The sequence below is a fragment of the Pseudomonas vranovensis genome, assembly GCF_040438935.1.
Classification (GTDB): Bacteria; Pseudomonadota; Gammaproteobacteria; order Pseudomonadales; family Pseudomonadaceae; genus Aquipseudomonas; species Aquipseudomonas vranovensis.
This window is the reverse complement of record NZ_CP159259.1, coordinates 1,939,302-1,965,110: the sequence shown is the minus strand read 5'-3', so window position 1 is coordinate 1,965,110 and position 25,809 is coordinate 1,939,302. Positions and strand designations below refer to the sequence as shown.

At 63.2% G+C, this 25,809-nt stretch carries 18 protein-coding genes and 1 pseudogene; 10 read left to right on the top strand and 9 right to left on the bottom strand.

Annotated features, from left to right (window positions below):
* Positions 1–37 precede the first annotated feature (37 nt).
* From ABVN19_RS09155 to ABVN19_RS09130, 6 genes are all read left to right on the top strand, one after another.
* Entirely contained in the window at positions 38–1,042 is a 1,005-nt protein-coding gene (locus ABVN19_RS09155; protein WP_105641291.1) for an AraC family transcriptional regulator, read from the top strand.
* A 199-nt stretch (positions 1,043–1,241) separates the two neighbouring features.
* Positions 1,242–3,113 (top strand): DUF1302 domain-containing protein, encoded by a 1,872-nt coding sequence (locus ABVN19_RS09150; RefSeq protein WP_105641292.1) that lies wholly within the window; start codon positions 1,242–1,244, stop codon positions 3,111–3,113.
* A gap of 16 nt (positions 3,114–3,129) precedes the next feature.
* Positions 3,130–4,482, top strand: a complete 1,353-nt coding sequence (locus ABVN19_RS09145) for a DUF1329 domain-containing protein (RefSeq protein ID WP_028945196.1) — start codon at positions 3,130–3,132, stop codon at positions 4,480–4,482.
* Positions 4,483–4,556: 74 nt separating this feature from the next.
* Positions 4,557–5,687 carry a YCF48-related protein gene (locus ABVN19_RS09140; RefSeq protein ID WP_105641293.1) on the top strand — a complete coding sequence of 377 codons (1,131 nt, stop codon included), beginning with the start codon at positions 4,557–4,559 and terminating at the stop codon, positions 5,685–5,687.
* Complete coding sequence (locus ABVN19_RS09135) at positions 5,684–8,053, top strand: MMPL family transporter (RefSeq protein ID WP_105641294.1); 2,370 nt, start codon at positions 5,684–5,686, stop codon at positions 8,051–8,053. The genes ABVN19_RS09140 and ABVN19_RS09135 overlap by 4 nt, the downstream gene beginning before the upstream one ends.
* Positions 8,054–8,135: 82 nt before the next feature.
* Positions 8,136–8,909: a DUF3313 domain-containing protein gene (locus ABVN19_RS09130; RefSeq protein WP_028945195.1), complete on the top strand. Its 774-nt coding sequence runs from the start codon at positions 8,136–8,138 to the stop codon at positions 8,907–8,909.
* Positions 8,910–8,957: 48 nt separating this feature from the next.
* On the opposite strand, the gene ABVN19_RS09125 is transcribed toward ABVN19_RS09130, so the two are convergent.
* The 8 genes and pseudogenes from ABVN19_RS09125 to ABVN19_RS09090 form a co-directional block, all read right to left on the bottom strand.
* Complete coding sequence (locus ABVN19_RS09125; RefSeq protein ID WP_028945194.1) at positions 8,958–9,998, bottom strand: ABC transporter substrate-binding protein; 1,041 nt, start codon at positions 9,996–9,998, stop codon at positions 8,958–8,960.
* Between the two features lie 52 nt (positions 9,999–10,050).
* Positions 10,051–11,433: an aspartate aminotransferase family protein gene (locus tag ABVN19_RS09120; RefSeq protein WP_028945193.1), complete on the bottom strand. Its 1,383-nt coding sequence runs from the start codon at positions 11,431–11,433 to the stop codon at positions 10,051–10,053.
* The gene (locus ABVN19_RS09115) at positions 11,430–12,869 is read right to left on the bottom strand and encodes an APC family permease (protein ID WP_105641295.1); all 1,440 of its coding nucleotides are present in this window, start codon (positions 12,867–12,869) and stop codon (positions 11,430–11,432) included. The genes ABVN19_RS09120 and ABVN19_RS09115 overlap by 4 nt, the downstream gene beginning before the upstream one ends.
* A gap of 69 nt (positions 12,870–12,938) precedes the next feature.
* Positions 12,939–14,433 (bottom strand): annotated as a pseudogene (locus ABVN19_RS09110) (aldehyde dehydrogenase).
* A gap of 34 nt (positions 14,434–14,467) precedes the next feature.
* Entirely contained in the window at positions 14,468–15,628 is a 1,161-nt protein-coding gene (gene argE, locus ABVN19_RS09105) for an acetylornithine deacetylase (protein ID WP_105641296.1), read from the bottom strand.
* Positions 15,621–16,295, bottom strand: coding sequence for a DUF1028 domain-containing protein (locus ABVN19_RS09100; RefSeq protein WP_028945189.1), 675 nt, complete (start codon positions 16,293–16,295; stop codon positions 15,621–15,623). Before ABVN19_RS09100 ends, argE begins: the two co-directional genes overlap by 8 nt.
* 10 nt (positions 16,296–16,305) lie before the next feature.
* On the bottom strand, positions 16,306–16,716 hold the full coding sequence (locus ABVN19_RS09095; protein ID WP_003201555.1) for a RidA family protein: 411 nt from the start codon (positions 16,714–16,716) through the stop codon (positions 16,306–16,308).
* Positions 16,716–18,035: an NAD(P)/FAD-dependent oxidoreductase gene (locus ABVN19_RS09090; protein WP_028945188.1), complete on the bottom strand. Its 1,320-nt coding sequence runs from the start codon at positions 18,033–18,035 to the stop codon at positions 16,716–16,718. The genes ABVN19_RS09095 and ABVN19_RS09090 overlap by 1 nt, the downstream gene beginning before the upstream one ends.
* 273 nt (positions 18,036–18,308) lie before the next feature.
* Here ABVN19_RS09090 and ABVN19_RS09085 point away from each other — a divergent pair, with 273 nt between their 5' ends.
* Positions 18,309–18,830, top strand: a complete 522-nt coding sequence (locus ABVN19_RS09085) for a GNAT family N-acetyltransferase (protein ID WP_036990193.1) — start codon at positions 18,309–18,311, stop codon at positions 18,828–18,830.
* On the opposite strand, the gene ABVN19_RS09080 is transcribed toward ABVN19_RS09085, so the two are convergent.
* The gene (locus ABVN19_RS09080; protein ID WP_105641297.1) at positions 18,815–19,789 is read right to left on the bottom strand and encodes a DNA-binding protein; all 975 of its coding nucleotides are present in this window, start codon (positions 19,787–19,789) and stop codon (positions 18,815–18,817) included. The genes ABVN19_RS09085 and ABVN19_RS09080 overlap by 16 nt on opposite strands.
* Positions 19,790–20,132: 343 nt before the next feature.
* Between ABVN19_RS09080 and ABVN19_RS09075 the strand changes: the two genes are divergently transcribed.
* The 3 genes from ABVN19_RS09075 to ABVN19_RS09065 all read left to right on the top strand — a co-directional run bounded on the left by ABVN19_RS09075 (position 20,133) and on the right by ABVN19_RS09065 (position 25,801).
* Complete coding sequence (locus ABVN19_RS09075; protein WP_028945185.1) at positions 20,133–21,095, top strand: site-specific integrase; 963 nt, start codon at positions 20,133–20,135, stop codon at positions 21,093–21,095.
* A gap of 359 nt (positions 21,096–21,454) precedes the next feature.
* The gene (locus tag ABVN19_RS09070; RefSeq protein ID WP_256585786.1) at positions 21,455–24,763 is read left to right on the top strand and encodes an Ig-like domain-containing protein; all 3,309 of its coding nucleotides are present in this window, start codon (positions 21,455–21,457) and stop codon (positions 24,761–24,763) included.
* Between the two features lie 54 nt (positions 24,764–24,817).
* Complete coding sequence (locus ABVN19_RS09065) at positions 24,818–25,801, top strand: SCO family protein (RefSeq protein ID WP_105641299.1); 984 nt, start codon at positions 24,818–24,820, stop codon at positions 25,799–25,801.
* Positions 25,802–25,809 lie beyond the last annotated feature (8 nt).

Genomic DNA, 25,809 nt, shown 5'->3' with positions numbered 1-25,809 from the left:
TACTGGCGTTATCCAGCAACAAAGGTAGAACCCGCCCATGACTTACCTCACCCGTGCGTCTTCCCTGCATGGTTTCGATGCGTTCGCGCGCCAGCAGCAGCTCAACCCGGATGCGCTGCTGCGCGCTGCCGGACTCCCCAGCGACGCGCTGGAAGATCCCGATGCGCTGATCGCGTTCCATCGCTTTGCCCTGGTGCTGGAACTGGCCAGCAAGGCCAGCGACAATCCGTTGTTCGGCCTCGAGTTCGGCTTGCACCAGGGGGTGGGGATCTTCGGTTCGCTGTTGTACCTGGTGCGCAATGCCCGCACGGTGGATGACGCGCTGGACGATTTGGGTCGCTACTTCCACGTGCACGACAATTATGGCGATGTGGTCATCGACCATGCCGATGGTCAGGCCAGGCTCTATTACGCCACCAGCGCAGACCTGCTGCCCGGCAGCCGGCATGTCAGTGAACTGGTGGTCGGCGTGGGCCATCAGTTGATGCGCACCCTGCTGGGTAACCGCTGGCAACCGACGGCCGCGCTGTTCCAGCATGCCCCCGTCGCCAATCCTGCGCGTTACCGGCGCTTGCTGGGAGTTGTGCCACGGTTCAACGCAGCCTTCGATGCCTGGCTGTTCCCAGCGCCATTGCTCAGCGTGCCCTTGAGCGATGCGGACCCTGCACTGCACCGGCTGATGCGCCAGCACCTTGAAGCGATCAGTGAGCAGCACAACCAGCGGTTGCCCAGTCACGTCCAGCGCCTGCTGCGCAGTTTTCTGCCTAGTGGCCGGGTGACGATCGAGTGCATCGCCGATTTCATGCGCCTGAGCCCGCGCTCGCTGCAACGTCAACTCGCCGAGCAGGGCACCTCGTTCCAGACCCTGCTCGATGACACGCGCCAGGCCATGACCCTGCGTTATCTCGAAGAATCGGACATGAGCCTGATGCAACTGACCGAGGTGCTCGGCTACGCCAACCAGAGCGCCTTCAGCCGGGCGTTCCAGCGCTGGTTTGGCACCAGCCCGCGCCAATGGCTCAAACAACAGCAGTTACGTTGAACCGCCCCTCCCTGGCACGCAGCCCTGGCGGCATTTGGTAAATCGTTGGCGCGAATTGCGCGGATTTAACCGCCCTGGCTATCCATCATCCCTCCAACGCTTGTTCACCTCTCGCTTGCGCACCACGCGCAGGACGCAAGGCCTCAGGTCAACCACACCTGTTTCAAGCCTCCAACAATAATAATCAGGAGGGCATTTCATGACCCAAGTCCGTGATCGCGCCGTGTTGGCCCGCACCGTTCTACTACTGGCCCCGCTGTCACTGGCGGTGATGCAGTCGGTACACGCGGGCGAGTTCCAGTGGGGCGACATCAGTGGCCGTGCCAACGGCAGTATCAGCGTGGGTGCGCTGTGGAGCGCCGAGAACCCCGATGGTCATTACATCAACCAGGGCAACGCCGACAGCATCGGCCTGGGCAATGCCGGTAAGTTCAACCTCAACAGTGCGCGCAATGTCGACGACAGCCGACTCAATTGGGGCAAGGATGACCTGGTGTCAACGCCAGTGACCGTGCTGGGCGAAGTCGAGATGAACTGGCGCAACTACGGCGCCTTTGTCCGCGGCAAGGCCTGGTACGACTACACCCTCAACCACCACAACGTCGACTTCGGGCACTCTGCCAACGGTTACCAGGGCAACGATACCCTCAATGACAGCCACTTTGACGACCTGGCCAAGTTCCAGGGCATCGAGCTGCTCGATGCCTACGTGTACGGCGACTTCGACCTTGGCGACCACCCGCTCAATGCACGGCTGGGCAATCAGGTGGTGAACTGGGGCGAAGGGTTGTTCTTCCAGAACGGCATCAACGCCATCAACCCGGTGGACACCACGGCCCTGCGCCGCGCCGGCTCGCAGCTCAAGGAAGCCCTGGTGCCGGTGCCCATGCTGTATGCCAACCTGGGACTGAGCGACAACCTGAGCCTGGAAGCCTTCTATCAACTGCAGTGGCGTGCCTCGATCCTGGAAGGTTGCGGCACATTCTTTTCCAGCAACGACTACATCACCGACGGTTGCTACGGCGTGCCACGCGCAGGCGCAAATGACCCGGCATCCTATGCCGCCGGCCAGTACATCGCCCGTGGACCGGACAACGAACCCGGCGACAGCGGCCAGTTCGGTGTATCGCTAAGGTATTTCGCCGACCGCATCGATACCGAGTTCGGGGCCTATGCCATGAACCTGCATTCACGCACCCCCTACGCCAGCATTACCACCGACCGGTACGGCCCGGCAGGTGCCGGTTGGCGCGACCCGAACCTGGCGCCCGGGAACGCAGCACGCAATGCCAGCTACTTTGCCGACTTTCCCGAAGACATCCGAATTTTCGGCCTGAGCTTTTCCACCAACGTCTGGGGCACTGCGGTCTTCGGCGAATACAGTTATCGCCCCAACCAGCCCGTGCAACTGGCCACCGGCGACCTGATCCCGGCCTTTGCCGGCAACGCGGCACTGACCGGCGCCGTCATCGGCCAGCCGCTGACCCTGGGCAACGATGCCATCAACGCCGAACCCGGGTCGGTCTACAACGGCTACGACCGCCTGGAAATTTCCCAGTTCTCCCTCGGCTTCATCAAGTCAATCCCGCGTGTACTAGGGGCCGACAGCCTGAACCTGATGGGCGAAGCGGCAATGAAGTACATGCATGACCTGCCAGACCAATCCGAGCGCCGTTACAACAAGACCGAAATCTACGGCAGCAACCTCGCCTCGGACAGCGCCGCCGGCTGCGTGGCCGGGGCGAGTGTGCAGGCCTACCAGAAATACGCCTGCAGTCGTGACGGCTACACCAGCCAATTTTCCTGGGGCTATCGCCTGCGCGCCCAGTTGAACTATCCCGGCATGTTTGCCGGGGTCAATTTGGCGCCGTTCATGGCCTTCGGCCAGGACGTCAAGGGCTGGTCCTACGACGGCAACTTCGCTGAAGACCGGTTGCTCGGGTCGCTCGGACTGCGCGCCGACTACCTGCAGGACTACTCGGCGGAGCTGTCCTGGTCGGGCAGTGGCAACACCCCGTTCGCGCCCACCGACAAGGACTTCATTTCCCTCAGCCTGCGTATGGGCTTCTAGTACAAGAGACATCACCATGAATACTAAAAAGATACTCAGCCTCTCCCTTCTCGGTGCCCTGGTCAGTGCCGCCAGCGTACCGGCGCTGGCCGCACTGGACGCCAAGGAAATCGCCCGTCTGGGTAGCGACCTGACGCCGGTTGGCGCGGAAAAAGCCGGCAGCGCCAGTGGCAGCATCCCGGCCTGGACTGGTGGCTTGACCCAGGCGCCAGCAGGTTTCAAACCGGCCCAGGACTATGTCGACCCTTATGCCAGTGAAAAGCCGCTGTACACCATTACCGCCGCCAACATGGCGCACTACAAAAGCGAGCTGACACCTGGCTACCAGGCCATGTTGCAGAAGTACCCGACGTTCAAGATGCAGGTCTATCCAAGCCACCGCACCGCGGCCCTGCCACAAGGCGAATACGACGAAATCCGCAAGGAAGCAGCCTTGGTTTCGCTGGCAGGCACGGGCAACGGTATGCTCGATTACCAACGCAGCTCGGTGCCCTTCCCTATCCCCAAGAGCGGGCTGGAAGCGATCTTCAACCATGTCGTGCGCTACCGCGCCGGCGGCTATCACTACTACCCCACGGAGATGGTGGTCCAGGCCAACGGAAAATTCACCCCGGTTCGCCGCGACGTGACGGTCGCCATGGCCTCGGCAATGGGCAACCCCGAGCCCAACCGCCTGTACTACTACCTGGGCAAGGTCACCTCGCCCGAAAGTGTCGCCGGCAGCCAGAACCTGGTACATGAGCCGATAGACCAAAGCAGTGAAACGCGCCTGGCCTGGACCTACAACCCTGGCCAGCGGCGGGTACTGCGCGCACCGGAAATCTCCTATGACTCGCCCGTGGTCACCTCCGAGGGGCTGCGAACCAACGACATGATCGACATGTTCAACGGTGCCCCTGACCGCTACGACTGGAAGCTGGTGGGCAAAAAAGAAATGCTGGTGGCCTACAACACTTACACGCTGGCGTCCCACAGCCTCAAATACAGCGACATCATCCAGCCCGACCACCTCAACCAGGACCTGATCCGCTATGAGCCGCACCGGGTCTGGGTGGTTGAAGCCACGTTGAAGCCGGGACAGCGCCACCTGTACGCCAAGCGCGTGTTCTACATCGATGAAGACTCGTGGGCGATCCTCGTGGCCGACCTCTACGACGGTCGCGGCGAGCTCTGGCGTGTGCAAGAGGCGCACAGCCTGCAGCGCTACGACGTGCTCTCTGCAATTCACATCAGCGACGTCGCCTACGACCTGCAAGCCCGCCGCTACATCGTCTCGGGCCTGGAGAACGAGGAGAAACGCGCCCAATTCGGCATCCAGGCGAGCCTGAAGGACTTCAGCACCGCCGCCCTGCGTCGCAGCGGCCGCTAACGCTGCGCGCAACCGGGCGGCCCGCCACGCTGGCCGCCCGCCCTCTCGCCCCCATTCGCACACCAGGGTGTTTCATGACACACACGATTGCTCTTCGCCCCGCGCTGGCCTTGCTGTTGCTGGTTGTCGGCGCCACCACTCAGGCCCTGCCGCTGAACGACCGGCTGGAGCGCCCCGCCCATCTATCGCCGCTGGCCGAGCGGGAGGCACTCACCGACATTCAGCCGGTAGGCGATAGCCAGGTGATGGTCGGCACCGCCGGGCACATCCTCCTGCGCAATGCCAGTGGCCAGGTGCAACAAGCCCGAGTGCCGGTCGACCTGCTGCTCACGGCGGTGCAGTTCGTCGATGCAAAGCACGGCTGGGCGGTGGGGCACGACGGCGTGATTGTGCACAGCAACGATGGCGGCTTGAGCTGGCGCAAACAACTCGATGGCCACGCCATCAACCCGCTGCTGCTCAAGGCAGCAGAGGACGACGTTGCCCGGTTGGAACAGGCGCTAGTCGCCGCACCTGACGACCCAGCACTGGCCAGCGCCCTGGACAATGCCATGTTTGCCCTTGACGACGCCCAGGCTGCGAGCGCTGCAGGCCCTTCGCGGCCATTACTGGGGGTATGGTTTCGCAATGCCCGTGAAGGCTGGGTAGTGGGTGCCTACGGCATGATCTTGAAGACCGACGACGGCGGTGTGACGTGGCAACCGCTCAATGGTCTCGAAAACCCGGACCGGCTGCACCTGAACAGCGTGCTCGGACTTACCGATGGCAGTCTGCTGGTGGCCGGTGAAGGTGGCCGCTTGTACCGCTCGGGGGACGACGGTGCGCACTGGAGCAGCGTCCAATCTCCCACCGAAGCGTCTCTGTATGCGCTGGCACAGCTGCCCAACGGTGAGGTGCTGGCCGCGGGGTTCGGCGGCACGCTGTTGGTCAGCAACGACCAGGGCGAACGCTGGATGGCGCGCCGCTTGCCCGTAAACGTCAGCCTGTACGGCATTCGGCCACTGGCAGACGGCGGTGTGGTGCTGGCCGGCCAGGGCGGCACGTTGCTGTTCAGCCCCGACGGACAGCGGTTCGAGGCGTGGCAAGCGCCCGGCAAGGCGGCACTGCTCAACACCAGCCTGGCCCGCACAGGTGAGCTGCTGCTGGTCGGCGCCGCCGGCCTGCAGGTGCTGCCGACGATTCCCTTTAAGGTACACGCCCAATGAATGCTCCCCTGCACCCGGTCGATCACCGCGCGCCCCTCACACCCAGCGCCCTGCAACGGGCCGTTGACTTCACCGAGCGCCTGTTATTTGGTAACCGGCTGCTGGTACTGGTCTTTTTTATCCTTGCATCGCTGGTGCTTGGTATCGCCGCGCTGTCACTGCGCCCCGATGCCAGCTTCAGCCGCATGATTCCTACCGGTCACCCGTTCATCGCCAACTACCTGAAGTTCGAGGACGTGTTGCGCCCGCAAAGCAACGTCTTGCGGATCGTGGTTGAAAACCCCAAGGGTGACATCGTTACCAAGGACTTCCTGGAAACCCTGCGCGAGGTCAACGACAAGGTTTTCTATATTCCCGGTGTAGACCGCAGCAACCTCAAGTCGCTATGGACGCCCAATGCCCTGTGGGCAGAAGTGACCACCGAAGGCTTGCGTGCCGGCCGGGTGATCCCCGACGGCTACGATGGCAGTGCCGCGTCCCTTGAGCAGGTGCGGCGCAATATCCAGCGCGCGAACATGATCGGCAGCTTCGTGGCCAACGACTTTCGCTCGGCTGTCATCCGAGTTCCCTTGCTTGAGCGGGATCCGCAAACGGGCCAGCCGCTGGACTACGGCGCACTGACTCAGGCACTGGACACCCAGGTGCGCGAACACTTTGCTGCCCAGGGCGTGACGATCCGCATTATCGGCTTTGCCCAGATCATCGGTGACCTGCTGGCAGCAGCAAGCGACATTGCGCTGTTCTTTGCCCTGACTGTCGGGCTGATCACCGCGCTGCTGTACGGTTACTGCCGGTGCTGGCGCAGCACGGCGGTAACCGTGCTGACCTGCCTGCTGACGGTGGTGTGCCAACTGGGCCTGTTGAGCCTGCTGGGCTACGGATTGGACCCATATTCGATTCTGGTGCCGTTCCTGATTTTCGCCATCGGTATCAGTCATGCGGTGCAGAACATCAACCTGATGATGAGCGAAATGAGCCAGGGCGCGTTACCCATCGAGGCTTCGCGCAGGACCTTCCGGGCCTTGTTCATTCCCGGCACTACGGCGCTGTTGGCAGATGCGGTCGGTTTCATCACCCTGCTGGTGATCGACATCGGCGTCATCCAGCAGTTGGCAATCACCGCCAGCATCGGTGTGTTCGTGGCCATCTTCACCAAGATGTTCCTGCTACCGGTGTTGATGTCCTATGTCGGCGTCAGCCCCCGGGGCTTGCGCCAACAGCACAAGCGCAGCAGTTCGTCGTGGCCGTTGTTTCGTCGGGTGGCAAGTATCGTCGAGCCACGCCGGGCCGCGGCGCTGGTTGCCATCAGCCTGGTGCTGCTGGGGGTGGGCTATCAGGCCCGTCAGGACCTGAAGATCGGCGACCTGGACAAGGGCGCCCCGGAGTTTCGTCCACAATCGCGTTACAACCTCGATAACGCCTACCTGCTCGATCACTACACCACCAGCACCGACGTCTACGTGGTGATGTTCACCACGCCCCCGGAGCAATGCTCGCGCTTTGCCGCCGCGGACCTGGCCAACCAGCTTGAACAGCACCTGCGCCAGGTGCCGGGGGTGGAGTCGGTGCAGTCGCTGTACAACGTCATGCGCTTCAACATCCTGGCTCGCAATGAAGGCAACCCTAAATGGGCCGAGTTCTCCCGCGACCCGTTCGTGATGAACAATGCCCGCTCGAACGTGCCCGCCGAGTTCGTCGACCCCAACTGCAGCGTGGCGCCCATCAGCCTGTACCTGGCCGACCACAAGGCCCAGACCCTGACCCAGGTGGTCGAGGCGGTACAAACCTTCAGCCAGCGCTACGACACCGGCGACTTCCAGATCCTGCAGGCGGCCGGTAACGCCGGCATCGAGGCGGCCACCAATATCACCATCGGCCACTCGGAAAAAACCATGCTGATCCTGGTGTTCGTCATCATCAGCCTGGTGGTGTGGTGTGAGTTCCGCTCGCTCAAGGTCACCTTTGCGCTGATGGCGCCTTTGTACCTCTCGACGGTGCTGTGTGAGGCAGTCATGGTCCAAATGGGCCTGGGGGTCAAGGTTGCGACCCTGCCAGTGATCGCCCTGGGCGTGGGGATCGGTGTGGACTACGGCATCTACCTTTACAGCCGTATCGAGGCGTTTCTGCACCAGGGCCTGAGGTTCAGGGCTGCGTTCTTCGAGGCCTTGAAAACCACGGGCACGTCAGTGGCTTTCACCGGCATTACTTTGGCGCTTGGCGTGGCGACCTGGTCGCTGTCGGTCTTGAAGTTCCAGGCCGACATGGGCCTGCTGCTGGTGCTGTTGTTCGTGTGGAACATGGTCGGTGCGCTGCTGTTGATGCCCGCCCTGGCATCGCTCTTGATATTCAACAAGAACACGCGCTGAGGCAGACAAAAGATGGACTACGCTTTGGCCTTGAAACACCGCCCTGCCTTGCCAAACCCTGAAACCTTCAAGGATGCACCGCATGAAACCCATGTTCAGTCGGTTGACGCTCACTGCCGCAATGATTGCCCTGTCCGCCTGTTCCTCGACGTCCCAGCCGGGACACAGCACCAGCCTTGGCGAGGACAACCTCAAGGGCTCCGGTTTCCTGGCTGATATATACCCGCAAATGAAAGAAGGCAGCGACGGCGAAGCCCTGCGCCTGTACCGCAACCCCAAGTTCGCCTCGTCGGCAACCTTTGTGCCCTACACCAAGGTGCTGCTCGACCCGGTCAAACTGTACGCAGGCTCCAGTTCCAAGTTGAATGACGCGCCCCAGGCGCAAAGCAACGCCATCGCCCAGGGTTTCTACAACCAGTTGCATGAGCAATTGAGCAAGGACTACCAGATGGTCGACAAGGCCGGGCCAGGGACTTTGCAGATTTCGGTGGCGGTGGTCGATGCCCAGGAAGCCGACGCTTCGCTCAAGGCTGCGTCGTACATCCCCATTCCGCTGGGGGTGCCGGGTGCCAAGGCGGCGGCCATGCAGGCGGCTTCGCACACCACTGGCAAACCGCCCTTCGCAGGCCAGGTGACCATCGAGGGCAAGATGGCCGATGCCCAGACCGGCGAGATCATTGCCGCCGAAATCGACCGACGCGTAGGCGCTCGCAAACCGATCATCGGCTTGTTTGAAAGCAGCACCTACGACTCCTGGAGCGACGTCACCGAGGCCGAGCGCTACTGGGCCGAGCTGCTGCGTTATCGGCTGTGCATGCGTCGTGGGGCAACCGACTGCCAGAAGGCGAGCGAGTAACCACCGACCAGCCTCCCGGGCGCAATGGACGGTCCCGTTGCCCCGGCCTCAGCGCGCCGCCCAGGCGTTGAAACGTTGTTCCAGCTCCTCGCCATGGTCCACCCAGAACGCGGCATCCACTGCCCTCGCCCCGGCAAGGTTGGCCTCGGCCGTTGGCAGTTGTTGCTGGACGGCGGTCGGCAACAGTGCCAGGGCCTCTCGATGCACAGGCCCGTAGGGGATTTCTTGCGAGAACACTTTCTGAGTATGCGGCTGGCTGGCAAAAGCAATGAAGTCTTCCGCCAGCGCCTTGTTCGGCGTGCCTTTGACCACGGCCCAGTACTCGGGGTCGTAGAGGCTTTGCGGCCAGACGATGCTCAGTTTCATGCCTTCTTTTTGCGCCGCGGCAATCCGCCCGTTGTACGCGGCGCTCATCACCACGTCGCCGGCAATCAGCCACTGCGCCGGTTGCGCGCCGGCTTCCCACCACTGGATATTGCCCTTGATCTGGTCCAGCTTGGCGAATGCGCGGCTCACGCCTTCGGGGGTGGACAGCACCTGGTACAGCTCGGCGGGCTTTACGCCGTCTGCCAGCAAGGCGATCTCGAGGGTGTACTTGGCGCCCTTGCGCAAGCCGCGCTTGCCGGGAAACTCGGCCACGTTCCAGAAGTCGGCCCAGGAGCTGGGGGCCTTGGCGAGCTTGGCATGGTCGTAGGCCATGACCATCGACCAGACGTAAGTAGCCACGCCGCACTCACTCAGGGTGCCCGGTACGAACTGCGCCGGGTCGCCAAAGCGTGCCGGGTCGAGGCGCTCGAACAGGCCTTCGTCACAGCCACGCAGCAGTTCCGGGCTTTCGACTTCGACCACGTCCCAGCTGGTATGGCCGACATCGACCATGGCCTTGATCTTTGACAGCTCCCCGTTGTATTCGCCAGCAACGATGCGTCCTGCGCCGCTGGCGTTGAAGGGTTGGAAGTAGGCCTTGTCCTGGGCCTGCTTGGTGGCACCGCCAAATGAAATGACGGTGAGGCTCTGGGGCGTCGCCAGCGTGGCGGTACTGATCAGCGCCAGGGCGAACGGAACACTGCAACGCAAGGATCTGGACATGAAGTGGTTCCTCGAAACGGCCGGCACACCCGCGTGCGCCGGCCACAGGGGCTTAAAGGCGACCGTATTCGCGGGCGGTGCGATCTACTGCAATGCGGGTCTTGTCGACCAGTTCGTCGATGTCGGCGTGGCTTGCCACCAAGGCCGGCGCCATGATCATCCGTCCCAGGGTCGAGCGAATGATCAGGCCCTCTTCAAAACCGATGGTGCGGCAACGCCAGGCCATGTCGTTCTCATTGGCAAAGCGCTTGCGGCTGCCCTTGTCTTCGGCGAACTGCAGCGCCGCTACCAGGCCGGTGCCCTGTACTTCGCCAATCAACGGGTGATTGCCGAACACTTCGCGCAGGCAGCGCTGCAGGTAAGGGCCGGTCTCCTGCTTCACCTGGTTGACGATGCCTTCGTCGCGCAGTGCCTTGAGGTTGGCGATGGCCACTGCTGCGGCCACCGGGTGCCCGGAGTAGGTCAGGCCGTGGGCAAACACCCCGCCCTGCTCCACCAGTGCCTGGGCCATGCGCTTGGACAGGATCAGCCCGCCCATGGGGATGTAGCCGCTGGTCAGGCCCTTGGCGATCGACAGGGTGTCGGGCTCGAAACCGAAGTGCTGGTGGGCAAACCACTCGCCGGTGCGGCCAAAGCCACCGATGACCTCGTCGGCACACAGCAGGACATCGTATTGGCGGCAGATGCGCTGGATTTCCGGCCAGTAGCTTTCAGGCGGGAAGATCATGCCGCCCGCCCCCTGGAACGGCTCGGCAACAAAGGCGGCGACGTTGTCGGCGCCCAGTTCGAGGATTTTTTCCTCCAGCTGGCGCGCCGCACGCAGACCGAATTCGGCCGGAGTCAGGTTGCCTTCGTGGGCGAACCAGTAGGGTTCGTCGATGTGCGCGACGTCCGGGATCACCCCGCCCATGTCGTGCATGAACTTCATGCCGCCCAGGGCCGTGGCGCCCAGGGTGGAGCCGTGGTAGCCATTCCAGCGACCGATCATGATCTTTTTCTGCGGCTTGCCGACGATCTGCCAGTAGCGGCGCACGGTGCGGATCAGCACCTCGTTGGCCTCGGAGCCGGAGTTGGTGTAGATCGCGTGGCTGTAGTGGCTGGGCAGCAGGCTGAACAGCAGCTCCGACAGCTCCACCACCGCCGGATGGGTGGTGTGGAAGAACATGTTGTAGTACGGCAACTGCTCCAGCTGTTTGCTGGCGGCGGCCGCCAGGTCCTTGCGACCGTAGCCGAGGTTGGTACACCACAGGCCCGACATGCCGTCCAGGTAGCGCTTGCCGTCGTTGTCCCACAGGGCCAGGCCTTCACCGCGCACGATCACCCGCGGGCCTTCCTCGTTCAGGGCCTTCTGGTCGAGAAACGCGTGAATGTGGTGCGCGGCATCCGCGGCCTGGTAGTCGCCGGTGCTACGGTCGGGTTTCACTTGAGCGGTCATTGCGAGTCTCCTTGCAGGTTTTTATCGTTGGCGGTGCTCAATGCACATTCCAGGGGTTCAGGCTTGAACAGCGGCTTGCCCATCACGCACTTGATCCACAGCACGGCGATGATCGACACCACCAGCAGTACCAGGCCTGCGTAGGCAAAAATCGAGAAGGTCATTTCCGGGCTCGGCGAGACATGCCAGATCGCAAAGAGCATGCCGGCGATGCCGAACACTTGCGGCAGCGGGTAGAACGGCGTGCGAAACGGCCGGGCAACCTGCGGGTAGCGACGGCGCAGGGCAATCACGTTGACGTGGGTGATGATGTAGGCCAGCAGCCAGGCCAGTGCCGCGGCCAGCAGCAGTTGGTTGATGGCATCGGGATGGTCGTGCATCAGCAACAATGGCAAACCGGTGATCGCCGAGACGAACAGCACCGCTACCCAGGGTGCGCCGGTACGCTTGCTCTCGCGCTTGAGCACTCCGAACGCCTGGCCGTTGCGGGCCATGCCCAGGAGCATGCGCGGGATGGCAGCCAGGGAACTGTTCAAGGTGCTGCAGGTGGCGGTGATCGCCGCAGTGACCAGAAACACCTTGCCGGCCTCGCCGAACACGGTGGTGGCGAACAGGTAGTGCGGCAACACATTGCTGGCAAGTTCTGCCTGGGGCACGGTGAGCAAGGCACCCAGGCAGTACAGCGCGATGATGACGAAAATTACCGTTAGGCCGATCATCATCGAGGCCGGAATGTTGCGCTGCGGGCGGCGGGTTTCCTCTACCAGCGGGCAGACGAACTCGGCACCGACAAAGCCCCATACCGCCATGGCCGTCAGGGCTATCACCCCCAGGCCCAGCGGGTTCCAATTGCTGCCCGCGAACAGGCTCGGGTTGGGCGAGACGATGTCGCTGTTCATCGCGCTGAGGCCCATTACCAGCAGCACCACCACCATGACCACCGCCAGCACGGTCTGCAGCCTGGCGAAGATGTCGATGTTGCACAGGTTGAGCACGGTGAACAGCACCAGCACGCCCAGGGCCACGGTCAGTGGCGGCATGGAATGCGGGTAGACCTTGTCGATGATGAATTCCATCAGCAGCAACTCCGCCGACAGCGCGAACATCGCCACCACCACGTAGCCGGAAAAGGTCGCGAGGATCGCCGGAAACTGACCGATCGCCACTTCCGTGTAGCTGCTCAGGCTACCGGCCCGGGGGATCATCAGCGCAAGCTCGGAGAACGAGCAGGCATAGCTCAGGGCCAACAGCCAGGCCAGGGCCAGCGGCACGATAAAGCCGGGGCCGGCGATACCGACTCCTTGCAGCATCAGCACCATCACACCCTGGGACACCACCAGGCCGATGGCCACGGCCAACAAGGCGGTCAGGCCCAGTTTCTTGCGGGTTGCAGGCGGCGCCAGGGCGCCGGTGGACACGCTTGCATTGCTGTTCATTGGTTGCTCCATTTTTTGTTTTAGTTGGAACTGGAACCATCGCGGGACAAGCCCGCTCATCCCCCGCGATCACTCGCGCAACTGAATCCAGGTGGTCTTCAACTGCGTGTATTTGTCGAACGAATGCAGCGACAGGTCGCGGCCAAAGCCCGATTGCTTGCCACCGCCGAACGGCACGGTCACATCCAGTGCGTCGACGGTGTTCACCGACACCGTGCCGGCGTTTCAGCCGGCGCGCCACGCGGTGGGCACGGTTGAGGTCGTCGGTCCATACCGAGGCGGCCAGGCCATAGATGTGGTTGTTGGCAATGGCCACTGCCTCGTCCTCATCGTCGAACGCCGTCACGGCCAATACGGGGCCGAAGACTTCTTCACGCGCCAGGGTCATGTCGGCGGTAACGCCGGTAAAAATGCTCGGTTCGATGAAATTGTCCGAGCCATCGAAGCTCAGCTGCCGGCCGCCACAGACCAGTTGCGCCCCCTCGCTCCGGGCCTGTTCGATGTACTGCATGACTCGCTGCGCCTGGCGTGAGTCGACTATCGCCCCGGCCCTGCTCGCCGGGTTCAGCGGGTTGCCGGGTGCCCACTGGCGCGCCTTGTCGATCAGGCGTTCGACGAACGCGTCGTGAATCGAACGCTGCACCAGCAGGCGCGAATTGGCCGAACAGACCTCGCCCTGGTTGAAGAAAATGCCGAAGGCGGCTTTTTCAGCGGCCAGGTCCAGGTCCTGGCAGTCGGCGAAGACCAGGTTCGGGCTCTTGCCGCCGCATTCGAGCCACACCTGCTTGAGGTTCGACTGCGCGGCGTACTGCATGAAGTACCTGCCCACCTCGGTAGAGCCGGTGAACACCAGCGAATCCACGTCCATGTGCAGGCCGAGGGCGCGTCCGGCAACTTCGCCCCGGCCCGGTACCACGTTGAGCACGCCGGCCGGGATGCCGGCTTCAAGCGCGAGCTCGGCCAGGCGCAGGGCCGAGAACGGCGATTGTTCGGCAGGCTTGAGCACCACGCTGTTGCCCGCAGCCAGGGCCGGGGCCAGTTTCCAGGCGGCCATGTCCAGCGGGAAGTTCCACGGCACCACCGCGCCAATCACCCCCAGCGGCACGCGGGTGATGGTGGCCAGGGCGTTGCTGGCGGTCGGCGCGACCTGGTCGTAGAGCTTGTCCAGGCTTTCGCCGTACCAGGCGAATACATGGGCGGCGCCCGGTACGTCGATATTCCAGGCGTCCATCACCGGTTTGCCCATGCTCAGGGAGTCGAGCAATGCCAGTTCATCGCGGTGCTCAAGCATCAGTTGCGACAGACGCAACAAAATCGCCTTGCGCTGACCCGCTGCCATGCGCGCCCAGGGGCCTTGGTCGAATGCACGGCGGGCGCTGCGCACGGCATGGTCGATGTCGGTTTCAGCGCAGGCAACCACCTTGGCCAGCACGCGGTTGTTGGCCGGGTTGATCACCTCGAGGCGCGCACCATTCTGCGCCTCGTAGGGTTCGCCTTCGATAAAGGCACTGTCGATCAGCCGTAGTCCTGCTGCCAGGGTTGTCCAGTCATTGAAATCGTTCACCGCAGACTCCTTGTTGTTATCCGCTGTTGGAGAATCAGGGGGTAGATAGGTAAGCGGCCAGCCGGTCCATCAGGCGGTCACAGGCCGCCATCTGTTCGACGCTGACAAATTCGTCGGGTTTGTGGCCCTGCTCCATGCTGCCGGGGCCGCACACCACCGACGGGATGCCGGCCTGATCGAACAGGCCGCCTTCGGTGCCGAACGCCACGGTGGTGAAGTCGTCGCTGCCACACAGGTGTGCAACAAGCTGGGCGGCAGCGCTTTCAGGTGCGGTCGCCAAGCCGGGGTAGGCTGAAATCGGTTCAAAGCGAATCGCCGTATCGGCCTTGACCGCCTGCATGGCGGGCAACAGTTGCAGTTGGGCGTAGGTTTGCAGTTCGTCGACGACCGCTTGCGGCTCGAAGGCCGGCAAGGTACGCACCTCGAAGTCAAAACGGCAGTCGGCCGGCACGATGTTCAGGGCTGTACCACCGTTGATTACGCCCACCTGCACTGTCGAGAACGCCGGATCAAAGCGCGGGTCATGATGTTCGGGGGCTGCCAGACGCTGGCCGATCTCGCCCAGGCGGCCGATCAGCCGCGCCGCCTGCTCGATGGCATTGACGCCATAGGGCGCGTAGGCCGAATGGCACGGAGCACCCTGCACATGGCAACGCATGGCCAACTTGCCTTTGTGGCCGAGCACCGGCTTGAGTTCGGTGGGCTCGCCGATCAGGCACAACGCAGGCTTGGCGATCCGCTGTGGCAGCACCTCAAGCAGGCTGCGCACGCCCAGGCAACCGACCTCCTCGTCATAGGAGAACGCCAGGTACACCGGGCGGCGCAGGTTGCTGGCCAGGAACACCGGCACGGCGGCCAGCACCGAGGCCAGGTAGCCCTTCATGTCGGCGGCGCCGCGTCCGTACAGCTTGCCGTCACGTTCGGTCAGGTTGAAAGGCTCGACCGTCCAGGCCTGACCGTCCACCGGCACCACGTCGGTGTGCCCCGACAACACCACACCGCCCTCCACCGCCGGGCCGATACTGGCCAGCAGGTTGGCCTTGCTGCGTTCGGCGTTGTAGATCAGCTCGCAGCCAACGCCCAGGTGCTGCAGGTAGTCGCGCACGAACTCGATCAAGGCCAAATTGGAGTCGCGGCTCACCGTGGCAAAGCCGATCAGCCTGGCCAGCACGGCGCGGCTGCGCAGCTCACTCATCGCCCGGTACTCCGTAGCTTGGCGCCAGGGTCGGGTTGAGTGCGCGGGTCAGGTAATCCTGCAACTGTGGCGCGTAGGCGCTCCACAGTTTGTGCAGTTCACCAATGGGGTTTTCATCGGCCCAGTCCACCCGCAGGTCGACAATCGGCCAGACCAGCTCATCGACCACCGACACTGCCGCCGAATGCACCGCACCCGCTTCGCCACCTGCATCCTGTCCGGCCTGCAACGCCGTCAGCAGGCGTGCGGCCAGGCAGCCTTCGCTGCTTTCGAAGGCCTGAACCATGCGTTCGATCACGGCGGTGTTGGCCAGCAGGTTGCCGGCCGCCACGCATTGATCACCGGCCAGGGCATTGTGCGTGCCCAGGGTCTGGGTACCGCTGAACACTGCGGTGCGACCCTGGGCATCGACCACCGCCACCTGGCGGTACTGGCTGTAGCCGTTGCGGGTCAGGGCGTGATCCAGTGCCTGATGCGGCGCCAGGCCTTCATCAAGCGCATCGAGTACCTGCGGGCCCAGGGCTGGCAGGGTGATATTCTGGCTCGATACAGCCCCCACACCGCTACGCAGCCAGGGACAACGCGCACCGACGGCGATGCTCGACGAGCTGATTGCGATGCCTAGCTGGCCGGTTTCGGCGCAGCGGCCGACGATTGAAAAGGTCATGGCAGGCTCCTTATTCGGGGATGACCGCGATCACGTCGATTTCCATCAGCCACTGCGGCTGGCCCAGGGCACTGACCACCAGCCCGGTGGAAATCGGGAACACGCCTTTGAGCCACTTGCCGACTTCCTGGTACACCGGCTCCCGATAACGTGGGTCGATCAGGTAAGTGGTGGTCTTGACGATATGGCTCAGGTCGCTGCCGGCTTCTTCCAGCAGTTGCTTGACGTTGCGCATGGCCTGCTCGGCCTGGGCACGCGGGTCACCCAACCCGACCAACTGGCCGTTGAAGTCGGTGCCCACCTGGCCACGCACATACACGGTGTTACCGGCACGCACCGCCTGGCACAGGTCGTTGTCCAGGGTCTGGTTGGGGTAGGTGTCTTTGGTGTTGAACATGCGGATACGGGTGTGAGTAGGCATCAACGGGCTCCCATGAGGCTGGCGGCTTTGAGGTGGGTGTCGGGGGTCTGGGCCTGGCGTTGCGAGGCATCCCGGTAATCGAAATAGGCACGCTGCTTGATGATGTGTTCGCCGATGTGCCGGGCGTCGTGCCATACCCCCCAGATAAAGGCCGAGCCGCGACGAGCGAGCCATGGCAGGCCGACAAAATAGATACCGGGTTCGCTGGAGACGCCGCGCTGGTGCTGTGGCTTGCCGTCGGCCTTGAAAGCATCGACCTTCAGCCAGTCGTAATCGACCGAATAACCTGTGGCCCAGATCACGGTGGTGATGCCGGCCTTGGCCAGGTCCAACGCCAGGATCGGGTGAGTGATGCACTCCGGGTCCGGCAGCATGATCCGCGCTTCGGGTTCCTGCGGCAGGTCCAGACCGTTGGCTTCTATATAGGCATCGGCGGCATCGAGCAGGGCCAGGTAGTTTTCATCGCCACGGGCAATGTTTTCGGCCAGGTTCGACTCGAAACTCACCACGCCATCGCTGAACGCTTTGGTCAGCCCGACCAGGGTCATGCCCTGTTGGGCCAGGCGACGGAAGTCCACGGTGTGGCCACCACGGGCACCACTCACGGCGATGGTCACGTGCTCCTTGCCAGGCTGCACGCCCTCGGCGTCCCACAGGCCGAGTACACCCAGCCACCAGCAGAAATCGCGGTTACGATAGGCGCGCGGCGGGCGGTCGTGGGCGCCTACCGAGAGGTAGACCTGCTTGCCGGCGCGCTGCAGCTCATCGGCGATCTGCACGCCGGACGAGCCTGCGCCCACTACCAGCACGGCGCCTTCGGCCAGTTGCTGTGGATTACGGTACTCAGCAGAATGAATCTGATTGACGCGACCATCGACCGGTGCGATGGCCGGGATCACCGGGCGTTGGAACGGGCCAGTGGCAACCACCACATTGGTGGCTTCGATCACCCCATCGGAGGTTTCAACGGTGAAGCCTGGGCGGCCGACATTGCGCTGTACCTGGGTGACTTCGACCCCGGTACGTACCGGGGCGTTGAATTTCTTCGCGTAGGCTTCAAAGTAGTCGGCCACCTGCTCCTTGGGGGCAAAGGCATCCGGGTCGAGCCCCTCGAACTCCAAGCCCGGGAAGCGGTCGTGCCAGGCCGGGCCATTGGCGACCAGCGAATCCCAGCGCCCGGTACGCCAGGCTTCGGCGATGCGATTGCGCTCCAGCACCAGGTGCGGCACGCCGAGTCGGCTCAGGTGTTCGCTCATGGCGATGCCGGCTTGACCTGCGCCAACCACGAGCGTGTCTACTACGGTTTTATTGTTTGTCATCTCTGCGCCCTACTGAGGTTCCCCACGCGGATGGCCGTGGGTGGGTGTAGGTCGCATTCTGGGTAGCGGTGGGAAATAGCGAAATTATGATTTTTGTGGTTGCTGCACAGTAAAAAACTTGGGTATGGATTCAGAGCACTATCGCGGGCCTTATGGGGACTTCACGGGAAAACTGCAGCGGTCTCATTGCCAGCAAGCCAGCCCCTACAGGTTTTGTGCTCTGCGGTGGGCAGGCTTGACCTGTGAATTGCCCATTGTTCAAACTCGTACGCCATGACGATCACCATTCGCCTCGCCCTCCCTGCTGACGCCTCCTTGCTGCCTGCCGTCGAACGTGCGGCGGCGCAATCCTTCGCGGCTGTCCCCGGGCTGGAATACCTTGCCAGCAGCCCAGTGATCGCTGCCGACCAGCACATGGCCTTCTTGCTCACCCAACGCGAATGGGTGGCCGTCGATGCCCGGGACCGTCCGCTGGGTTTTCTGTGTGGCCAGGATTGCGGCGACGACTGGCACATCGTCGAACTGTCGGTGGATCAGGCCGCACAAGGCCGAGGGCTGGGGCGCCAGTTGATCGGCACGGCTGCCGACTGGGCTAGGGCGAATGGGTTTGCTGCACTGACCCTGACCACTTTCGCCCAAGTGCCGTGGAATGCACCGTTCTATGCGCGCCTGGGGTTCGAGCGGTTAACCGCCGAACGCTGCAGCAACTTTCTGCAGCGCCAGCTGGCGGCGGAACACACCCACGGCCTGCGCAATCGCTGCGCCATGCGCCTGGACCTTCAGGGCGTCTCCTGAACCGCTAGCACCGCCTTTTCGGCCTGGCGCAGCTGCGCCTCCAGCTTGCCGATCAATTGCAGTTGCTGACGCAACTCGGTCACCCGCTCCGCAAGGCTCAGCGCCAGGTTCTGATTCTGTTTCTCCAGCTCGTTGCGCGAGCCATCGAGCTGCGCCAGGTTCACCTCCAGCCCCTGGATCTGCGCCTGGCGCCGGTCGTTCTGGGTCTTGAGCGTGCGCTGGGCGTCCTTGAGCGTGCGGATCTGTACCAGCAGGCCTTCGTTGTCGCGGTTCAGGCGGGTCAACTCGTCTTGCTTGACGATCAGCGTCTGCTGCAACTGACGCAGCTCGACCTGAAGTTGCTGTACCTGCCCTTCATGCCGTCGCTGCTCCTGCTCGCGCTGTTCACGGCTGGCACTGCGGTAATGCTCCAGGGCGTCACGGGCATGCTGGTGTTTTTCTTCGAGCGAGGCGATCTGCTCGTCCTTGTCGGCCAGGCGCACATTGAGCTCGCCGACGGCCTGATTGAGCGTGGCGTTGCGGGTGTGTTCGGTCTGCAGGCTGCTGCGGGTGGTAGCGAGCTCTTCTGACTGTGCGGCCAGCGCGGCGGTCTGGATTTCATGTTGCTGCCGCAGCGCCGCCAGCGCTTGCTGGCTGATCTTCACCTGGGCCAGGAGCGTCTCGCGCTCGGCCTGGAACGCACCGTGCGCCTCTTCGATGCGTGCCTCCCCCTCTTCGCGCAATTGTTCGGACAACTGCTCGACCAGCGTCGCCAGTGCACCGCTCAGGCTCGGCGCACTCATCGGCGCAGCTGCCGGGTGCTGGCTGTCGAGCTCTTTGAGGTAGCGGTGAATGGTGGTTTTCGAGCCCGTATTGCCCAGTTCGATACGTACCGCGTCGATGCTCGGGTGTACGCCACGTGCCAGCAGCGTTTGGCGTGCCTTCTGCACGACTGCCTTGTTGATACCGCCACGTGCCATGGTTGCTCCTACGATTTCGTATTGTGGTACGTACTATGTTTTTACATGGTATCTCAACGAAAAAAATGATGCCTGAAAAAGCATCCTTTAAGATTGAATAATCGCGGCTTATCGCATTTGAAGGGCAAAATTGGCGCTAAACAGTCGCTGAAGGGAGGTCGAAGCCAGGTGCTCGGGGGCTTTATCACCCGGAAGACATGGCGCCGCTGCAAGCATCTTCGGATTCGTCGATGTCGTGCGGCTCCCAATCCCGAAGGCGGAAGCGGCGTGCGGCGTGCGGCGTGCGGCGCAACACAGCTGCGTTACAATGCGCACCTTGCACACCACGTTCAAAAGGCCGGCAATGAATACCATCGAGCGCTACCTGCAGGCCGCCACCCGGGACAACACCCGGCGCAGCTATCAGGCCGCCGTCGAGCACTTCGAGGTGAGTTGGGGCGGGTTCCTGCCCGCCACCGCCGACAGCATTGCCCGCTACCTGGTCGATCACGCCGCGAGCCATTCGATCAACACCCTCAAGCAACGCCTGGCAGCGCTGGGACAATGGCATGTGAGCCAGGGTTTCCCGGACCCCACCAAGGCACCGATGGTGCGCCAGGTGCTCAAGGGCATCCGCACCTTGCACCCCGCCGAACCCCGCCAGGCCGCAGCGTTGCAGATCCAGCACCTGCAACAGGCCGTCGCCGTGCTGGAGACCGAGGCCGGCCAAGCCCGGCAGCAGCACGACCTCCCCGCGCTACTGCGCGCGCGCCGTGATGTGGCTCTGCTGCTGATCGGCTTCTGGCGCGGGTTTCGCGGCGATGAACTGGCGCGTTTGCAGGTGGAACATATTCAGGCGCAGGCCGGCCGTGGCATGTCGATCTACCTCCCGCGCAGCAAGGGCGACCGTCAGGCACTGGGTGTACGGCACCAGGCTCCGGCCTTGAAAGTGCTGTGTCCGGTTCAGGCCTACCTGCAATGGATCGAAGTGGCAGGCATCGCCCATGGCCCGGTGTTTCGCAAGCTCGACCGCTGGGGCAACCTCGGCGATCAGGCGCTCAACAGCAATAGCCTTATCGCCCTGCTGCGGCGCATCCTTGAACGTGGGGGCGTGCCGGCTTCCTTATATACCGGCCACTCCTTGCGCCGGGGCTTTGCCACCTGGGCGACCAGCAATGGCTGGGAGCTCAAGGCGCTGATGAATCACGTGGGCTGGAAAGACGCCAAGTCGGCGTTGCGCTATATCGATGCCTCGGCGTCGTTCGGCGAATTGGCCGTGCTTGAAGGCGCCACCCCCTCCCTCCTCGGGCCGGCCGACCCGCTCTGATCCCCCAACCATCGGCTCGAACGGGGAAAGTTGGATCCCACTTTAGGGGAAATACACCCACCCTAATAATTATTGCACTATCGATTGCCTCAACTCTGTACCCAAGTCACTGAATAAAAGACATTTTTATTACAGGCGGCGGCGTGTTTGCCGGTTGGCTCAACTTTTGCGTTAAGCCCAACGTAAGTGGCCAATGGCTATTTCTTCGGGCTGGCCTGAAGCAGCCCACGGTACGGATCGGGGTAAGCGCTATGCATCAGTTCTCCAAGCGTCGTTCATCGCTCTTCTTTCTCAGGCAGCCGGGCGTACTGCCGGTATTGCTGGGCACATTCAGTGCCGTCACCGCCACTGCGGCCCCTATGGACGACGTAAGCCCGCCCTCACCCACCGACCCTTCGGCCTACACCCAGCCACGCACTGACGTGCAGGCCGCCCTGGATGAACTCAAGCTTTTGCCCGAAGGCAACCACGGTTCCTTGGCCCTGCCCAACGGCACATGGGGCGACCGCAACACCCCGCGCACGGAAAATACCCTGCCGCCGTCCCAGCAAACCTCGTTCAATTACCCCACCAACGGCAAAGCCAGCCCGCTGTTCGGGGCCCAGCCCTTTACCCAGCAAATGCTGCTGTACGAAGAATTCGGTACCGAGAAACTCGACCCCACCGTCGAGGCCGGCACGTTGCCTTTCCCGGTCCCCACTGTGGGGGCTGCCCCCGAACAAGACCCCAACAGCGTCGCCCGCAGCGGCCCTGCCAGTCCCGCGCTTGAAGCCTTTTTGCGTCAGCCCGGGCTGTACCCCTTCCCGACCCAGTACGCCAACGTGCTGGATCGCAACCCCTGGAAAGCGCAGATCGAAACCTTCCTCAACCGCCAGCCGGTCGGTTCGCCCGCGGAAGGACGGCCACCCGGAAAGGGCTGGTCGCACCAGCGCTGGAACGAGTTCTACCCGCAAGCTTCGGTAAAGACCGCGCAAGTGGGCGCACGGGTGAACAAGGGGCTGCGTGACAGCAGGCAGATGCACGGCTACAGCAAGGGCGAGTTCGGCCCCGACGGGCTCTACAACAATACCGCCGGTGTCACGGCCACCAAGGGTTCGACCAAGGGCATCGAGATCCGTTTTCACCCCAACATGCCGATCCAGGACCACAAGAACCTGTGGACCTTCGACGGCACCCTGCCGCCCAAGCTGCTCATGGTGCGCTATGGCCAGCCGGTGCTGATGCGCCACTACAACGGCCTGCCCATCGACCCGGCGGCCAACGGCGGCTTCGGCCTGCACACCCTCAGCACCCACGAGCACAACGGCCACTCCCCGGCCGAAAGCGATGGCTATGCCAACGCGTTTTTCTTTCCCGGCCAGTACTACGACTACCGCTGGCCCGTACAACTGGCCGGCTACGACACCATCAACACCGACGCCAAGGACCCCCGCGCAGCCTTCCCTTGCGCGCCTGGCGAAACACTCTGGGTCAACGACGCGAGCCCGGGGCTGAAAAGCTGCGAGAACGGCAGCATCAAGATTCGCGGTGACTGGCGCGAGACCATGAGCACCCACTGGTTCCACGACCACATGCTCGATTTCACCGCCCACAACGTCTACAAGGGCAACGCGGCGATGATGAACTACTACAGTGCCATCGACCGCGGCAACGAGACCTTCGAGGACGGCGTCAACCTGCGCCTGCCCAGCGGCTCGGCACTGCCCTGGGGCAACCGCGACTATGATGTCAACCTGACCTTTGCCGACAAGGCCTGGGACCAGACCGGCCAGTTGTGGTTCAACCCCTTCAACATCGACGGCTTCATCGGCGACCAGATGATGGTCAACTGGTTGTACAAGCCCTACTTCGATGTGCGCGCACGCAGCTATCGCTTCCGCATCCTCAATGGTTCTGTGTCGCGCTACATGAAGATCGCCGTGGTGCGCGAAGTCCAGGGCACCAGTGGCGAGTTCCGTGGGCCGCAGGGCTCCGGTGTTTCGTATGTACGGGTACCGTTCCACATGATCGCCAACGACGGCAACCTCATGGAACACGCCATCCCGTTCGACGGCAGCATGGACCTCAACGGCAATGGCGACCTCAAGGATGACAACGGCATCCTGCCGACCATGGCCATCGCCGAGCGCTACGACATCATCATCAACTTCAGCAAGAACGGCATCAAAGCCGGTGACAAGATCTTCTTCGTCAACCTGATGGAACACGACACCGGCAAAGGCCCCAGCAAGGAGGCGGTGTCGCTGGCCGATGTGCTGTCGGAGAAGTACAAGGCGGTGATCGACCAGACCAGCAAAGGCCCACGCTGGCGCGATGGCGACCCGGTGGTGGGCAAGTTCCTGCAACTGAACGTCAAGGCTTACAGCGGCCAGGACCCCAGCATGGACCCGGTCGCGTACGAGCCGGCCAAACCGGGTAAGCCGGCTGGCAAGACCATGATCCCGCTGACCATCAACCGTGACGATGCGACCATGCAGGCCAAGCTCAAGCTGGCCCGGCATCGCAGCTTCGAGTTCGGCCGCTCCGACGGCACCGATACGGCCCCCTGGACGATCAAGACCGACGGCGGCTTTGGCTACTCCATGGACCCCCGGCGCATTACCGCCGCGCCGCAGCTGGCCAACGGCCCGACCGATGCCGGCTATGGCGGCGACGGCACCCTCGAGGTGTGGACGATCAAGAACGGCGGCAATGGCTGGAGCCACCCAGTGCATGTGCACTTCGAAGAAGGGGTGATCCTCAATCGCGACGGCAAGAAGCCGCCGGAATGGGAAAAATGGGCACGCAAGGACCTCTACCGCGTCGGCCCCGAGGTGGACAGCTCCGAAGAGGTGCAGATGGCCATCCGCTTTCGCGAGTTCGCCGGGACCTTCATGGAGCACTGTCACAACACCCAGCACGAAGACAACTCCATGCTGCTGCGATTCGACCTGGAGCACCCGGGGCAATTGCAGTTGATGCCTTCGCCCATGCCCACCTGGGACGGGGTCGAGTTCATCGCCTCTGCCGCGCTGCCGTCGTTCCGTGACAAGGACGATGACGACGGTGGCCCCGAGGACCCCGATGACGACAAGCCCAATCAGTTGCCGGTGGCGACCAATGACAGCGGCGCCACCAAGGCTGGCAGCCCGATCACCCTCAATGTGCTGGCCAACGACAGCGACCCGGATGGCGACCTGCCGTTGGCGGTGGTCAGCCTGGAGCAGCCCGACTCGGGCACCGGCAGTGTCAGCACCGACGGTACCCGGGTGACGTTCACCCCGCCTGCGACGGTCACCGACGCCTACACCACGACCTTCGACTACAAGGTCAAGGACGCCCGGGGGGCCATCTCCAAGCTGGCCGGCCAGGTCAGCGTCGCGGTTGCACCAGCGCCCGTGGAGGTAGACCAGAACATCAAGGTCACCAGCGCCAAGGCCACGGTACGCAGCGGCAACCGCTACACCTGGGACCTGATGGGCACCAGCGCGCTGAAAATCGGCGACACCCTGGCGATCACCGCTGCGATGGTCGACGGCCCGTTGAGCCTGGGCACCGCCTCGGTACTGGTGGGCGGCACCTGGCGCCTGTCGGCCACTACCACCGGCAGCGCACCCGCGCAGCCGCCGACCGTGACGATCAAGCCGGTCAACGGCAAGGCCGTCACGGTGCCTGTCACCGTACGTTGAAACCACCCCGCCCCCGTCCGGCAGGCTGGACGGGGGCCTTTAGGAGATAGAGGCATGGGCAGGCAAACCTCTGCGACACTGCGCTGCTGCTTGCTGCTGTTGACGTTGTGCAGTGCCCAGTGGGCATCGGCGGCAGTGCCCGACAGCGACCCGGCGCAACAGTGGGGCGAGAACTACTTTCCCAATACCGTGCTGATCAACCAGGACGGGCAGTCGGTGCGCTTCTTCGACGACCTGATCAAGGACAAGGTGGTGGCGATCAACTTTATCTTCACCTCCTGCACCGACTCCTGCCCACTGGAAACCGCACGCCTGCGCCAGGTCCAGAAGCTGCTGGGCGAGCGGGTCGGGCGCGATGTGTTCTTCTACTCGATCAGCATCGACCCGGAGACCGATACACCGGAAACCCTCAAGCAGTACGCCGGCAAATTCCAGGTGGGTCCTGGCTGGCAGTTCCTCACTGGGCGCAAGGACGACATCAGTCAATTGCGCCAATCGCTGGGCCTGTTCATCAAGGGCGTGGACGACGGCAACACCAAGGACCACAACCTGAGCCTGATTATCGGCAACCAGGGCACTGGCCGCTGGATGAAAGCCTCGCCCTTCGAGAACCCCTACGTGCTCGCCGACCGCCTGGGCAAAAGCCTGCACAACTGGAAGCTGGCCAGCACCCAGACCAACAACCAGGCCCAGGCGACCACCATTCGTCCACCCAGCGCGGGCGAGCAAATCTACCGCACCCGCTGCTCCTCCTGCCACACCCTGGGCGACACCCAGCATGCCGGCATGCGCAGCATCGGCCCGGACCTGCTGGGGGTGAACCGCCAGCGCGACCCGGCCTGGCTCAAGCGCTGGCTCAAGGAGCCGGATGTGATGCTGGCCGAGAAAGACCCGTTGGCCATGACCTTGTATGAGCAGTACAACCGCCTGGCGATGCCCAACCTGCGCCTGGGCGAGCTGGAGATTGCCGCCGTGCTGGGCTATCTGCAGGAAGAGACCGACCGTTTGCAGCCGGTTCAGCAGGCAAGCGTCCAATAGTCCCCTTT